The organism is Mesorhizobium sp. WSM3224, from assembly GCF_000427725.1.
GTDB lineage: Bacteria > Pseudomonadota > Alphaproteobacteria > Rhizobiales > Rhizobiaceae > Mesorhizobium.
This window is the reverse complement of sequence record NZ_ATYO01000001.1, coordinates 536396-549259: the sequence shown is the minus strand read 5'-3', so window position 1 is coordinate 549259 and position 12864 is coordinate 536396. Positions and strand designations below refer to the sequence as shown.

Below are 12864 nucleotides of genomic sequence, written 5' to 3'. Positions count from 1 at the left end.
CATGAAGATCATCCTTGCCGGTTCGAGCCACTGGCACGCCGGAATGCACCTGGACGCTGCCCGTGCCGCCGGCGGCGAAATCATCGGCGTTTGGGACGAGGATCAACAACACGCAAAGATGTTTGCGCGGTCGAATTCGCTGCGCTCGATCGATCGCTTCGACGATGTGCTCGCTGCCGGAGCCGGCGTCATTCTTCTGATGGGACATCCCCGCAGCGTACCGGGGCGAGCGCGTCGGATCATCGACGCAGGCATTCCGCTGATCCTTGAGAAGCCGGCGGCAAGCAGCACCGAAATCTTGTCGGAGCTGCTCGAACTGACCCGGCGACGAAATGCCTTCGTGAGCGTGCCCTTCCCCAACCGTTTCGGGCCGGCGGTGGTCGCATTCCGGAAGCTGCAGCAGCAGGGGCGCGCCGGCACGATCGCGCATGGCCATTTTCGGATCGTCAACGGCCCGCCTCAACGATATGCGCAGGATGGAGTGGCCTGGATGGTCGACCCTGAAATCGGCGGTGGCGGCGCGCTGCGCAATCTGGGCATCCACGGCATCGACGCCGCGCTCGACCTTGCAACCGGCCGCCTCAGGCTGAGAACGGCATGCGTGGGCAACCGCATCCACAATTCACCTGTCGAAGACTATGCGCTGCTGGTGTTCGAAGATGAGGCCGGCGCGATGTTCACCGTCGAGGCGGGCTATACCTTTGCATCCATGCGCCCCGGCGGTGATTTCGAATGGCGCATCGTCAGCGCCAACGCGACTTTGATTGATCACGGCGACAAGGCGATCTCGGCCAGCCTCGATGATGGGGCGGGCACGGAACTCACGCCGGAACCGCCGGCGACGCGCTATCGCCTCTGCATGCGCGACACTTTCGACCGGCTGGCGCGAAACGAGCCGGCGACCATCTGTCTCAATGACTACGTCGCGGCAATGTCGCTGATCGATACCGCTTACCGCAAGGGAAGAGAATGATTGGAGTTGGGATTATCGGCGCCGGGCATTTTGGCGCCGCGCACGCGCATGCGATCGAGAAGGTAGATGGCGTCCGCCTTGTCGCGGCATGCCGCAACGACGAGCCCGCGCTTGGCGCCTTCACCGCCGAGCACGGCGGCCGCGGCTACAGGGACTGGCGCGCGCTCATCGATGACAGGGATGTCGATGCCGTTCTTATCGCCACGCCGCACCATCTGCACACGGAGATGGCGATCGGCGCGGCTCAGGCCGGGAAGCACATCCTGCTGGAGAAGCCGATGGCTCCGACCGCCGCTGCCTGCGACGCGATCAATGCGGCGGTCGCGGCGAAAGGCGTCAAGCTGATGGTCGGCCATCTGATGCACTTCTCGCGCCCTTGCATGACGGCAAAGGAGGCGCTCGCCGAGGGCTCGCTCGGCCGCCCGCTGATCGCTTCAAGCTGGATGATCAAGTTGTGGATGGAGCAGAACCGGCAGGATTGGCATCTCCGCTATGGGACCGGCGGCGGAATGCTCATGACCGCGGGCATTCACGCGCTCGACCGTCTGGTCTGGTTGATGGATGACGACGTCGTCTCGGTCGGCGCCATGCTCGGTGCCAAATTCCATGACCAGGAGGCGGACGATGCCTCGATGCTCAGCCTCCGCTTCGCAGGCGGCGGCATCGGTCAGGTCCAAAGCGTCGGCTATCGCGACGGCGCCGCCAGCTTTGCAATGGATCTGATCTGCGAGCGTGGAACGCTCAGGATCGACATGGACCGGGGCACCTCGCTCGGTCGTGGCGCCCGATGGACCGATCTGCCGAACTCATTCGAGCCAAACTGGATGCACAATGCCGTAATCCGCGAATGGACGCATATGCGCGACGCGATCCTGAACGACGCGCCGGTCACCGTGACCGGCGACTACAGCCGCAAGATCATCGCCATCATCGAGGCTGCATACCGGTCGAACGAAAGCCGCAGGGAGGAAGAACTTGCCTGACCATCTCGCCGCCCTGCCTGCCAACGCGCCGCGGGGCATCTGGGGCGCCGTCCTGCTTGCTATCGGCCAAGATGGCGAGATCGACTGGAGCGCGACGCGCGAAACCATTGCCAGCCTGTGCGCTTCCAGCGTCGACGGCATCTATTCGAACGGCACGGCATGCGAGTTCCACTGTCAGACCGAGGACGAGTTCGACACACTGAACGCGTTGGTCGCGCAGGAGGCAGATCGTGCCGGCGTTCCTTTCCAGATAGGCATCAGCCAGTCCAATGCGCGCGTAGCGCGCGAGCGTCTGCGGCGCGTAGTGGAGCAGTCACCTTCCGCCGTGCAGTTCACCCTGCCCGACTGGTGGCCGCCGAGCGACGATGAGATTAGGCGCTTCGCTGAGGGCCTCGCCGAGACGGCGCCAAGCCTCCCCCTTGTCCTCTACAGCCCGCCGCATGCGAAACGACGGCTCACGCTGCAGGGTATCGCGCGCCTTCGCGAAGAAGTGCCGACATTGATCGGCGCCAAGCTACCGGGAGGCGACGCAGCCTGGTTCGATGAGATGCGACGCCTCCTGCCCGGCTTCTCGGTATTCGTGCCGGGCCACACGCTGGCGACAGGATATGCTCAAGGCGCTCACGGCAGCTATTCCAACGTTGCCTGCCTCAGTCCAAAGGGGGCGTTATCGTGGTGGCGGCATATAGTGAGCGGTGCATCGAATGCTGCGGAGATCCAGGCACGCATCCAGGCGTTTCTGACCGATCATGTATTGCCCTTCCGAGTGCGCTATCAGGTCAGCGACGCCGCGCTGGACAAGGCGATGGCTGCGGCCGGCGGCTGGGGCAATATCGGTCCACGCCTGTTGTGGCCATACTCTTCCGTCCCCGATGCGGAAATCCCACGGTTGGCGACGGCGGCGCGTACAATATTCCCGGAGTGGTGGTAGAGGACTGCCTCTATCGCGATCCGTTCGGGAGAAGGCGGACAGCTGAAAAATCCCTCGCGTAAATTCCCAATCGGATTGTGCTGATGCAGCGGATGCGAGTCGACCTTCCCGGACCCGGAAGGGCCGCAGGGAACAATATGTTCGCGCCACAGGCGTCCTGTGCCGCAACCTCATTGAGAATACCCCGGCGCTACGGGCAGCAAATCGTCGCCGGTCGAAGACGGACCCGTTGTGGCGCCGAGACACTGGCAGAACCGTTTCGAGCGGGGCGAAACCTCGGCCCGCGGCGGCGGAATAGGCTAGAAAAGAGCGAGCGCGGCGATGAATGTCTCTCCACGACAGGTCGAATGCTACAGGGACGAAGACTATTCGCAAACGCCTGGGATCTATTTGCAATGCCGCGAGACTAATAGCCGCGGAGCGGGTCGACGACGTTCACAAGCGGCGCGATGCGGCGCCATCTGCCCACATGGGCGAATAACCGACATCTGTGCGCGTCGGGTCGATGGGCGTAAGGTGCCCTGCAAGTATCGCAGCAGTGAAAAGCTCCAGACCGGGGAGCCTCCCGCGCGACGTTCTCTACCGTCTCAAGACGGCAGAATGGATGACAACAACAGGCCGTTACATTCGGCGAAACCCTTACTCAAATGACAGGCAGGCAGCCTTACCTGGGCCCACGCGCACGCACGTGGTCATGGGGGCCGGCAGACTTCGAAAAGGCCGGCAGCGCCCATGTCGCCGCCAACGCACATGGTCACGGCAACGTATTTCACATTGCGTCGCCGGGCCTCAATAGTGCGCGACCGACGAGTCGCGCGCCCGACAAGCATAGGGATGTCCAATAGAAATTGCCCCGCCATTGACGTTGAGCCTATCATTGGGATGCCCAGCCGACCGCGGCAATAGATACCCGGAACCGCGAAGAGCTCGATGCCGGGGAAGTGACGGCGTCATGGGTGCTGCCCTGCAACAGGTTCGATCGAACTGGCTCCCCACGCAACATCTTGCGTTTAGCCGGCGCCTGTTCGCCGGCCGTCTCGTTGCTTTTCATCGCATTGAGGGACACTCAACTCTTCCCCGACCGCGGCGATCAGAGCAGATACGCGGGCTCGCACCCGCGGAGACAGTTGAATGAGACGTTCGATAAGGCGCCGACCTTCCGGGCTGGCAATGAAGCCAATCCGATCGACCGGCAGCTGTGAAGGTTCATGATCCCTCCCCCCATACTGCGGCAGGCCTTCGAAGAAACGGCTAACCGGCACGCCCAGTGACTTGCCGATCTCGTAGATCATGGACGCACTTACGCGGTTTGTTGCATTCTCGTATTTTTGGAGCTGTTGACAGCTGATACCTATCGATCGGGCAAGCTGAGCCTGCGATACGTCCGACTGCACGCGAACAGTCGCGATCTGTCTGCCGACATGAAGATCGACCGGGTGAGGGTCGCGCCCGATCTTTGGCGCTGGTCTCGAGCGTTTCGGCTTCGACAATGCTTTCGATGCTCCACGAAGCCATTCTCGGCTAAAGGATCGTCGCAGGCGGAACTGGTTGGTGTCGATCTTCAGCGGAATTTGCGCGCAGGCGGCACAACGATGGTGCCGGAATATCCGGAAATTGCGATTGCGGTGCCAAAGGTCCGAGAGCGGATCGCGAAACCGTCGAGAATATCTCGCGCTACATTTCCGGTGGCGGCGACTGGAACCAATCTACCTGTTCCGGATCCGACAGCCTGATCTCCTCCACCAATCACGACGGGCAGAAGGTCTATCGTTTGGAGGCATCCGCTTGCATCGTAACGACATGCTGCGACAATGCTTTGCCACACTTCCGGCGGACTCCATTCGTCCTCGTCGGGATGGACGTGGAAGAGAAAATTGCCGAGACCATAAAAGATCGGCGAGCCGTTGTAGATTTCCACTGCCTGGAGCACGGGGGCGCCGTGGCTGACGAAGAGGTCAGCGCCGGCGTCGACGCACATCCGGGCAAAGGCCTGCACCCAGCGCGGCACATCCTGCCAACCGGGTTCCCAATGATGGTGGTGCAGATAGGCAATGACGAAGTCGCCTTGCGAGGCCGCCTGCCCGATGGCGCGCAAATGTATCTCCGCGCTTTGCGGGTCTATCTCGATCAGGCGACCGAAGTCGGCTGCCTGAGAGAATACGGTGCCGTAGAAATTGATCTCCTGGCCCGCCACTTCAGGGGGATCGTCCGGCTGCGCATAGTTGGTCAGTTCGAAGTGCGAACTTTGCAAGTGGTCGCCAAGCCTAGCCAGTCTCCGGAAATGCCCGTCCGGCACCGCAATCTTGCGCACTGTGGTCAGCCGGTTGACGCCAGGACGAGCCGGTCGGGAAGGGGTACGGTTTGCTGCATACATGTTGGCCGGGCCAGGGCCTGCATCGACCGCAAGCAGAGAAACCTGTCGATTACCCAGATGGCGCCGGCCGAGCTTCGCAGCATGTGTTTCGTCGATGCCGATCCCAGCGTGCAGGAACCCCCGCGCCTCAACTTCCTCCAGCGTGGACTGGATGCCGCAAGGGCCGAGGTCAAATGCGTGGTTGTTCGCCAAGGCAAGCGCGTTGAAGCCGATGTCTTGCAAGGCGTCGAGCATCTCTGGCCTGGAGTAACCGAAGTATTTGCCTTTGGTCGGCCAACCGCCATGTTGGCCGAGGATCGTCGATTCGAAATTGGTAAAGACGACGTCACCTTGTTGGAGGAAGCGTCCGATCTCGGGGAACCGCTCGGCTTGGACATGACGGATGTCATGCGTGATCAACGATTGGCCGGTGACGACCGCGCAAAAAGGGTCTCTCATTGAACTCGCTCTGTGGATTATAAAGGTGTGGGGCTGACACGCTTTGAGCGCCAGATCGAAGCGGAACCGGTGTTCCAGCTACTTCGATACGGCTGGGGCGATATCGGCCTTGAACCACTTCAGGCTCAGCGCCTTGATTGTTCCGTCCCTGGTTGCCGCCTCGATCGCCGCGTTGAACTTGTTGACCAGCTCGGTATCGTCCTTGCGCATGCCGGCGCCGACGCCCGGCCCCCAAAGACCACCCTTGAGTTCCGGACCGAAGAACTCGGCACTGGAACCATCAGGAGTCTCCAGGAAGTCGCGCCATGTGAAATAGTCAGCCAGACCGCCGTCGACGCGCCCGGCAGCAAGATCGAGCTTCAAATTGTCGAGGCTGTCATAGCTGCGAATGCTCACGACATCGCCGAGGAGCTGCTTTACAACAGCCTCCGAGTTGGATGAACGAAGGACACCAATGGCTTTGCCGCTTAGCGTCGATCTGACACGCTCAATAGTCGTCTTCTGCTTGTCACCCATGGTCGAGAGATTGACCTGTTCCTTGGTGTCGCCGGCATCGAGCCCAAGCTCCTTGCGCACGACGAATTGGTTGAAGCCGCTGGCGTAGGGGATCGAGAAGGCGATCTGCTGCTTGCGCTTGTCGGTGATGGCCATGCCGGACATGATGACGTCGTACTTGCCGACCAGCAGTGCGGGAATGATCCCGTCCCAATCCTGTGCGACGAAGCTGCATTTGACCTTCATGCGATTGCACAGTTCGAGACCGACATCGACATCGAACCCGTAAAGTTTGCCGTTCTCATCGGTCCCGTCCCAGGGCGGCGATGCGCCTTCGGTGGCGATCGATATCGTTCTTTCAGTCCCGGCCCGGGCTGGGATTGCTGCAATCAAGCCGGCGATGGAAACGGCAACGGCTAGACGAATGCGCATGAGGCACCTCATTTGTTTGGGTCGGTGGGAAGGCAGCCGCAAAGCTGCGGCGTCACGGCACTGGCGTGGTGATCCGGTGTCTCGGCAAGGCCGGTCGGAACCGCGCCTTGCGTCGTTGCTTTGAATGGTCGCCGGAGGAAAGTCGACGTTCCAGAAACTGGGTCGCTTTCACAGCGAGTGTCGTGAGCGCCAGATAGATCGCTCCAGCAACAATAAAGACCTCGTAGGGTGCGAACGTGGACGACACGAGTTGTCGCGCCATGCCGGTTATCTCGAGCAGCGTTACGGTGCTCGCCAGGGACGAGCCCTTGATCATCCCCACCACCTCGTTTCCGTAAGCCGGGAGCGATATCCTGAAAGCGATCGGGAAAGTGACAAGGCGAGCGATTTGGATGCGTTTCAGGCCAAGCGCTACGGCGGCCTCCACGACGCCCTTCGGCACGGACTGGAGGCCCCGGCATAGAATTTCGGTCGTGTGCGCTGCGCTGTTCAGTGAAAAAGCAAGCAAGGCGCACCAGAACGGATCGCGCAGGACAACCCAAAAGACGCTCGCTCGAACGGCTTCGATCTGGCCCAGGCCGTAATAGAGCAGGAAGAGCTGTACGAGCATGGGCGTTCCGCGAATGACATAGGTGTAGGCCAGCACTGCGAGAGACAGGCCGGGCCGACCAAACGCGCGGGCAAAGGCCAGGGGAACTGACAACATGAAGCCCGCTGCCAGCGACAGGACCGTCAGGGTCAGGGTGAGGCCAACACCCGACGGCAGCACCATCATGGCCTCGAACATCAAGCTGAGGTTCATCGCGGAGCGCCCCTATCGACCAAGAGCGGGGTAGCGCCGCTCCGCCAAGCGGATCGACAGCAAGGTGAACGTCGTCAGAGAGAGATAAAGCGCGGATGCCGCTAGATAGAATGCCAACGGCGCGCGCAGCGATCCAGCGCCCACATAGGCAACACGCATGATGTCGGTCAGGCCGACGATCGAGACCAGGGCGGTATCCTTGAAGAGCGATATCCAAAGATTGCCATAGGCGGGCAAGGCCAGTCGCAGCATCTGCGGGCCAATGATAAAGGCCCACCGCTGCCAAGCATTTAATCCCAGCGACTTCGCCGCCTCAGTCTGTCCCGCAGGGACGGCCGCAATCGCCCCACGGAAGACTTCAGTGGCATAGCCGCTGAAGACAACCGTGAGCGCAATTACCCCAGCGGTAAAGGCATTCACTTCCACATATCGGCCGGCGATCTTGCTGGCAAGGGTGGTCCCCCCGAAGTAGATGAGCAGGATGATGAGGAGTTCTGGAACACCGCGAACGACCGTCGTGTAGGCCGTCACCGCAGCCTTGAAACGGGAAGCCGGAGAGCTCTTCGACATGGCCAACAGCAGCCCAATCACCGTGCCAAGAGACCCGCTAACAAGGCCGAGACTGACCGTAACCATAAAGGCGGTAGCAAACTGAGCAGTAAAACCGTGCATTGAGTTCGTCCACCAGCTCGCAACTCCGCAATGTACGGCGCTTCTTTCAGCGCGGCACCTTCGGTTTATCGCCTATGGCTGCGAATTTAATTTATGGAAACCCGCCAACAATTTTGCAGATTTTCTCTATGCTATCGGCCAGCACTTTTTTATCAATCTATAATTTCCAGAAATTTTGCTATAACGGGCGGTTATACACGCCCAGCATAGAGCCGATTGTCAGGCGCGACCGGATCGCGATGGCAGCGTTGGAGTCTGCTTAGATGTTGTGACCTAAGCCAGCAGAACACTTTGACCTGTTATTCGCCTGGCCCAGACTTCGATCTCCCGAGCTCTGCTTTGGGTCGTTTCAGTAATTCTGTTGCATCCACGCCCAGCACTTCAGCCAGCCGATCAACGACATCGATGCTGGCGTTGTAGACGTTTCGTTCCAAAGCACTGATATAGGTCCGATCGAGCCCAGCCTGGTGTGCAAGTTCTTCCTGTGACAGGCCTTTGGCCTGCCGCAAGGTTCTTAGGTTTCTCGCAAACACCTCTCGGATTTCCATGTATCCGAGAGCAGCGCCTTGAAGAGTATTTCACCACGGAGTATTCTCTACAAACGAGCTTGGAGGGAACGGGGCCGTGATTAATTTTCGAGCTCGTCCCAGACGGCAGGCTTGAGAAAAAGTAGGAGTGGCGGTCAAAGAAATGGAGTTGCTGCAGAGCGGCCTGAAGCTCCGACAATTGCAGGTCTTTCGCGCGGTGCTGCGGGCCGGATCAACGAGGCAAGCAGCTATCGCGCTCGGGATTAGCCAACCTGCGGTGAGTCAACACATCAAACAGCTTGAGGCGCTACTCGGCATCGCGCTGTTTGAGAGATCCACCAATCGCATCCTTCCTTCGCGAGAGGCCTGGGAACTCCTGCGCAATGTCGAACTTGCGCTGACGTCCCTGGATCGTCTGGAAGCGTCGATCTTCGCGATGAAGAACGACGAGAGGCAACAAGTGGCAATCGCCGCACCCGCGGTCTTCGGTTTCGTGACCTTGCCGAAGGTCGTCGCAACAATCCATTCGAAGACCGGTTCGAGCGTCCGATCAATTTCAGGAAACTATCACCAGGTGGGCGAGCACATCCTGTCCGGTCGAGCGGACCTTGGCATCTCTCGGCTGCCTTTGGATCCTTGCCTGTTTGAGTGGGCGCCGCTCGGCTCGGCGCGCAACGTATGCATCTTTCATCCAAAGCACCGCTTCTCAAAGCAGGCTTGTGTCGAAGCGAACGACCTGGCAGGCGAAACGATCGTTGATATCGACCCCGAATTCGCGTCGCATCAAATGAACTTCAACGCCTTGCGCTTCGCTGGTGTCGAGCCGGACATACTGGTCGAGTATGACTCCAACGGCTACGAGGTCGGATTCGTTTCGGCCGGCCTCGGCGTCTCGATCACCAATGAGATAATCGCGCGTGAATATTCAGCGTTCGAGTTGGAAGCAAGACCGGTCGACCCATCAGCGCTCTATCACTACGTCGCCATCTGGCAGAGAGGCAGGCCGTTTTCCAGCAACCTTGAGGTCGCTCTCGACGCGATCCGATCGGCTTTCGCAGATTGTCTCCCGGCAAACGATATAGCTCCCGATATCGTTCGGCCTGCACTAGCGATCCGACGCTAAGCGTTTCGCTCATGCCTTGCTTTTTGCAAAGCCGCGGTCCATCGCCATGAAGCGCTCGAGCATCGGCACGATCAGGCGCACGGGATCGGCAGACGGCTGCCCCACTTCGCGTCCAAGGAGCTCAGCATATCTGGTAAGGTCGCGATGCAGTGGTGCTGGCAGTTCCACGGTGACTTTGACTGGTTTGTCGTCGACGATTGGTCCGAGTTTCAGCTTGGCCATTTTCAACCTCTATAGGATTCGAGCATAAGATCGCGGGTGACGATCACGCGAACCGGAAATCCCGGCCGAATGGTGAGCGTCGGCGCTATTTCGAGCTGGCGCTGGATAATCTGCTGGCCGACCTGGCTGACGCTGTCGGAAGCGCCGCTTCGCAAAGCGCGCACGATGTCACTCTCCTGACCGGACGAGCCAGCCTGCGCCCCAACGCTGAGTATGGTCGAGAGAGCGGCCGCCTTGAAGAGCTCGCTCCAGTGGTAGTCGACGCCGTCCTCCAGGCCGGCATAGCCCTGCCCGTCCGCGCCAGGTTGCCTCTCTAGAACAATCGAGCGGCCGTTCGGGAAGATGAGCCTGCTCCAAACGAGCAGCACGCGACGCTGCCCGAAACCAACCCCGCTGTCGTATTGACCGATGACGCGCGTCCCTTGCGGGATCAAAAGCGCCCGGCCTGTTGGGCTGTCATAGACATTCTCCGTCACCTGCGCGCGGATCTGACCGGGCAGGTCGGAGCGAATGCCAGTTATCAGAGCCGCTGGGATGACGGCGCCAGCCTGAAGAACATATGGCGATGCCGGAGGCATGACGCGATCGGGCGTCACCGTCTGTCGGTCGGCCGCCGCGTTCAGGAATGCCAGTTGGCGATCCTGCGCCGTCTGGCCTCCTGCCATGCCGGCTCCGGAGAGGTCCGGCACTGCGCTATTGCCGGGCCCCTCGGTCGCGGCTGCGGCCACCGCTCCCGTCTGAAAAAAGACACGCGACGTCCGGGCGGCCTCTTCTTCAGCCAGCCGGCGTTGCTCTGCCTCGTCGACCGTGGGGGGCGCGATGCTTGGCGGCACCACGGGCTGCCCTTTGTTCTGGGCGTCGAGTATCGGCCGCCCGAGATCGCCGGGCAGCGGCGGCCCAAGGACGGGGCCGGTATAATCGCGTGGCAGCCCAGCCAGGCCGTCGGCGGGCTGTCGATTGGAGGTCGAGTAGAGCTCCTTGCCGTCGGTGCCGATATCGCGGCTCTGAAGCGCGTATATCAGTGCGCCTCCGACGCCGAGCGATGCAACGCAACCAATGCCTGCGAGCACTTTGCGTGACAGCCGGGTCACACGCGCCGGCTCGGCGCGCAGCCGCATCGGCTGAGCGGCGGTTTGGTTCTCGTTCATGCCCCCTGCCCTCCCCGTTGTCTCGGTACGTTCGTGACTTTCGGCGCCGCACCGAAGCCTGGCATCGGCGGCAGTCGACGGGTTGGTGCCCCATCACTACGCAAGATCCTGACGATCTGTTGGCGCTTGCCGCTGCCAAGACGCAGTTCAGCAGCGCCGAAGAGCCGGTCGACGATCAGAACGTTCTGGTAGACACGGCTGTTGGCGACCTGCGGTTCGCCGTCCGGACCAATGACAAAGATCGGCGGCATCTCGCCCTGCACGATCCCGCGCGGAAACTCGACGTAGACGCGCCTGCCGTCGTCGTAGATGGCGACGGGCCTCCATGGCGGCGTGTCGCCGGTAAGGCGATAGCGGTAGTTGCGCGCAGCAACGTCGGGGATCAATGGCGTTGCGGGAATTGCCTGTCGCCGGCCGACCGGTTGGGCCGGATATGCCCACGCCACGGCCGGCATGTAGGGCTTCTCATCCGCCCGCAACTCGATCATGTAGCTGCGCCGGTCCGTGGTAATGACGAGATTGGTTGTGATGTCCGCGCGCGAGGGCTTAACCAGAACATGGACGCGCCGGGTGATGCCCGACCCGCTTTCGGTATCGCCGATGATCCAGCGTGCGGTGTCGCCCGCCGCAACCGGGCCGGTGCCGGTCAGGCTCTCGCCGGGCTCGAGCGCAATGTCCGTTATCTGCCCGGGCGCGGCATAGACCTGATAAAGCGCGCCTTCGCTCCAGGGATATATCTGGATGGCGTTGTAATAGCCCTCACGCCGCGGCTGGACGCGAGCCGCCGCGTTGGCATTCTCGACACGCGCTGTTGGTGTATTACCGGTGGCACCGCCACGCGTCGGGGACCAACTCGGCGGGTTATGTAACGGTTTCGGCTTCTCATCAGTCGCGACAGCTGGAACCGTTGGTAACGGCGGCACATAGGTGTCGTAGGCGAATTGTGGGGGCTTCTGCAGCGTTGCACAGCCCGTGAGCAAAGACGCTGACAAGAGCGACGCGGCGAACGTGTACGCGCGAGCGGCTGTGGTGGTGATGCCATCCAATCCGATGTTCATTGGCTCATCTCCCGGGACCAGTTGACGGCGTTGACGTAGATGCCAAGCGGGTTAGCCCGCAGCCGTTCGGCATCGGCCGGCGGCTGGACCACGATTGTCAGGATGGCGGTCCAGTGCTCGGTAGTGGAGACCTGGCCGTTTTCGTAACGACGCTCGGTCCAGGCGACGCGGAAGGAATCGGCAGAAGCGCGGATGACCGAAGAGACTTCGACCGTGACTTGCTGCTTGCCGATTCTGGAGAACGGTTCGTTGGCACGGGCATAGTCATTGAGCGCCGCTGCGCCCTGGTCGGTCGTCCATTCATAGGCGCGCAGCCAGTTCTGGCGCACGATGATCGGATCGGCCGGGATTGATCGGACCTGTTCGACGAAACGGGCGAGATGCCATGCTATTTGCGGATCGGTTGGCCTGTAGTCGGCGGCCGCCGGTGCAACTGTCTGCACCTGTCCGAGCTTATCGACCTCAACCACCCAGGGTACGACCGAGCCTCGGGCGGACTGCCACACAAGGGAGCCGGCGAGGCCAGCCGACAGGATCAGCGATCCAAAGGCCATGTAGCGCCAGTTCTTAGCCTGCACGCGCGCAGAGCCTATGCGCTCGTCCCAAACCTGCGCTGCCTTTTGGTAGGGCGTCTCCAGTTGAGGTGTCTTGCCGTAGTGAACGGCCGGTCGTCGGAAGATGTTCAT

The 12864-nt window shown here is 61.2% G+C and carries 14 protein-coding genes and 1 pseudogene; 4 read left to right on the top strand and 11 right to left on the bottom strand.

Annotation, left to right across the window (positions count from 1 at the left end; all coding sequences use genetic code 11):
* Position 1: 1 nt before the first annotated feature.
* From YU3_RS0102610 to YU3_RS0102600, 3 genes are read left to right on the top strand one after another with little or no spacing between them, the layout of a single operon-like run.
* Positions 2 to 973, top strand: a complete 972-nt coding sequence (locus YU3_RS0102610) for a Gfo/Idh/MocA family oxidoreductase (RefSeq protein WP_027164776.1) — start codon at positions 2 to 4, stop codon at positions 971 to 973.
* On the top strand, positions 970 to 1956 hold the full coding sequence (locus tag YU3_RS0102605) for a Gfo/Idh/MocA family oxidoreductase (protein ID WP_027164775.1): 987 nt from the start codon (positions 970 to 972) through the stop codon (positions 1954 to 1956). The genes YU3_RS0102610 and YU3_RS0102605 overlap by 4 nt, the downstream gene beginning before the upstream one ends.
* Positions 1949 to 2887, top strand: a complete 939-nt coding sequence (locus tag YU3_RS0102600) for a dihydrodipicolinate synthase family protein (RefSeq protein ID WP_051333824.1) — start codon at positions 1949 to 1951, stop codon at positions 2885 to 2887. The genes YU3_RS0102605 and YU3_RS0102600 overlap by 8 nt, the downstream gene beginning before the upstream one ends.
* Before the next feature lie 692 nt (positions 2888 to 3579).
* On the opposite strand, the pseudogene YU3_RS39040 reads toward YU3_RS0102600, so the two are convergent.
* From YU3_RS39040 to YU3_RS39030, 7 genes and pseudogenes are all read right to left on the bottom strand, one after another.
* Positions 3580 to 3816: pseudogene (locus YU3_RS39040) on the bottom strand (acetyl-CoA C-acyltransferase); the annotation flags it as partial.
* 81 nt (positions 3817 to 3897) lie between these two features.
* The gene (locus YU3_RS41585; RefSeq protein ID WP_280794777.1) at positions 3898 to 4281 is read right to left on the bottom strand and encodes a helix-turn-helix transcriptional regulator; all 384 of its coding nucleotides are present in this window, start codon (positions 4279 to 4281) and stop codon (positions 3898 to 3900) included.
* Positions 4282 to 4448: 167 nt separating this feature from the next.
* On the bottom strand, positions 4449 to 5699 hold the full coding sequence (locus YU3_RS0102590) for a CapA family protein (protein WP_027164772.1): 1251 nt from the start codon (positions 5697 to 5699) through the stop codon (positions 4449 to 4451).
* A gap of 78 nt (positions 5700 to 5777) precedes the next feature.
* The gene (locus tag YU3_RS0102585) at positions 5778 to 6626 is read right to left on the bottom strand and encodes a transporter substrate-binding domain-containing protein (RefSeq protein ID WP_027164771.1); all 849 of its coding nucleotides are present in this window, start codon (positions 6624 to 6626) and stop codon (positions 5778 to 5780) included.
* Between the two features lie 52 nt (positions 6627 to 6678).
* Positions 6679 to 7428, bottom strand: coding sequence for an ABC transporter permease subunit (locus YU3_RS0102580; RefSeq protein ID WP_027164770.1), 750 nt, complete (start codon positions 7426 to 7428; stop codon positions 6679 to 6681).
* 12 nt (positions 7429 to 7440) lie between these two features.
* Positions 7441 to 8100, bottom strand: coding sequence for an ABC transporter permease subunit (locus YU3_RS0102575; protein WP_027164769.1), 660 nt, complete (start codon positions 8098 to 8100; stop codon positions 7441 to 7443).
* Between the two features lie 299 nt (positions 8101 to 8399).
* Positions 8400 to 8648 (bottom strand): helix-turn-helix transcriptional regulator, encoded by a 249-nt coding sequence (locus tag YU3_RS39030; protein ID WP_027164768.1) that lies wholly within the window; start codon positions 8646 to 8648, stop codon positions 8400 to 8402.
* A 142-nt stretch (positions 8649 to 8790) separates the two neighbouring features.
* Between YU3_RS39030 and YU3_RS35900 the strand changes: the two genes are divergently transcribed.
* Positions 8791 to 9750 (top strand): LysR family transcriptional regulator, encoded by a 960-nt coding sequence (locus YU3_RS35900; protein ID WP_051333822.1) that lies wholly within the window; start codon positions 8791 to 8793, stop codon positions 9748 to 9750.
* A 9-nt stretch (positions 9751 to 9759) separates the two neighbouring features.
* On the opposite strand, the gene YU3_RS0102560 is transcribed toward YU3_RS35900, so the two are convergent.
* The 4 genes from YU3_RS0102560 to trbF are packed head-to-tail and all read right to left on the bottom strand — an operon-like array spanning position 9760 to position 12864.
* A complete protein-coding gene (locus YU3_RS0102560) occupies positions 9760 to 9972 on the bottom strand; it encodes a DUF2274 domain-containing protein (protein WP_027164767.1) in 213 nt (70 codons plus the stop codon).
* Between the two features lie 2 nt (positions 9973 to 9974).
* A complete protein-coding gene (locus YU3_RS0102555) occupies positions 9975 to 11120 on the bottom strand; it encodes a TrbI/VirB10 family protein (protein WP_027164766.1) in 1146 nt (381 codons plus the stop codon).
* Positions 11117 to 12178 (bottom strand): P-type conjugative transfer protein TrbG, encoded by a 1062-nt coding sequence (trbG, locus tag YU3_RS0102550; RefSeq protein ID WP_027164765.1) that lies wholly within the window; start codon positions 12176 to 12178, stop codon positions 11117 to 11119. Before trbG ends, YU3_RS0102555 begins: the two co-directional genes overlap by 4 nt.
* On the bottom strand, positions 12175 to 12864 hold the full coding sequence (gene trbF, locus YU3_RS0102545) for a conjugal transfer protein TrbF (protein ID WP_027164764.1): 690 nt from the start codon (positions 12862 to 12864) through the stop codon (positions 12175 to 12177). The genes trbG and trbF overlap by 4 nt, the downstream gene beginning before the upstream one ends.

Excerpts from the sequence above, each read along its gene's own strand:
- YU3_RS0102610 (WP_027164776.1), top strand. The coding sequence starts at position 2 with ATGAAGATCATCCTTGCCGGTTCGAGCCACTGGCACGCCGGAATGCAC.
- YU3_RS0102605 (WP_027164775.1), top strand. The coding sequence starts at position 970 with ATGATTGGAGTTGGGATTATCGGCGCCGGGCATTTTGGCGCCGCGCAC.
- YU3_RS0102590 (WP_027164772.1), bottom strand. The coding sequence starts at position 5,699 with ATGAGAGACCCTTTTTGCGCGGTCGTCACCGGCCAATCGTTGATCACG.
- YU3_RS0102585 (WP_027164771.1), bottom strand. The coding sequence starts at position 6,626 with ATGCGCATTCGTCTAGCCGTTGCCGTTTCCATCGCCGGCTTGATTGCA.
- YU3_RS0102580 (WP_027164770.1), bottom strand. The coding sequence starts at position 7,428 with ATGAACCTCAGCTTGATGTTCGAGGCCATGATGGTGCTGCCGTCGGGT.
- YU3_RS0102575 (WP_027164769.1), bottom strand. The coding sequence starts at position 8,100 with ATGCACGGTTTTACTGCTCAGTTTGCTACCGCCTTTATGGTTACGGTC.
- YU3_RS39030 (WP_027164768.1), bottom strand. The coding sequence starts at position 8,648 with ATGGAAATCCGAGAGGTGTTTGCGAGAAACCTAAGAACCTTGCGGCAG.
- YU3_RS35900 (WP_051333822.1), top strand. The coding sequence starts at position 8,791 with ATGGAGTTGCTGCAGAGCGGCCTGAAGCTCCGACAATTGCAGGTCTTT.
- YU3_RS0102560 (WP_027164767.1), bottom strand. The coding sequence starts at position 9,972 with ATGGCCAAGCTGAAACTCGGACCAATCGTCGACGACAAACCAGTCAAA.
- YU3_RS0102555 (WP_027164766.1), bottom strand. The coding sequence starts at position 11,120 with ATGAACGAGAACCAAACCGCCGCTCAGCCGATGCGGCTGCGCGCCGAG.
- trbG (WP_027164765.1), bottom strand. The coding sequence starts at position 12,178 with ATGAACATCGGATTGGATGGCATCACCACCACAGCCGCTCGCGCGTAC.
- trbF (WP_027164764.1), bottom strand. The coding sequence starts at position 12,864 with ATGAACATCTTCCGACGACCGGCCGTTCACTACGGCAAGACACCTCAA.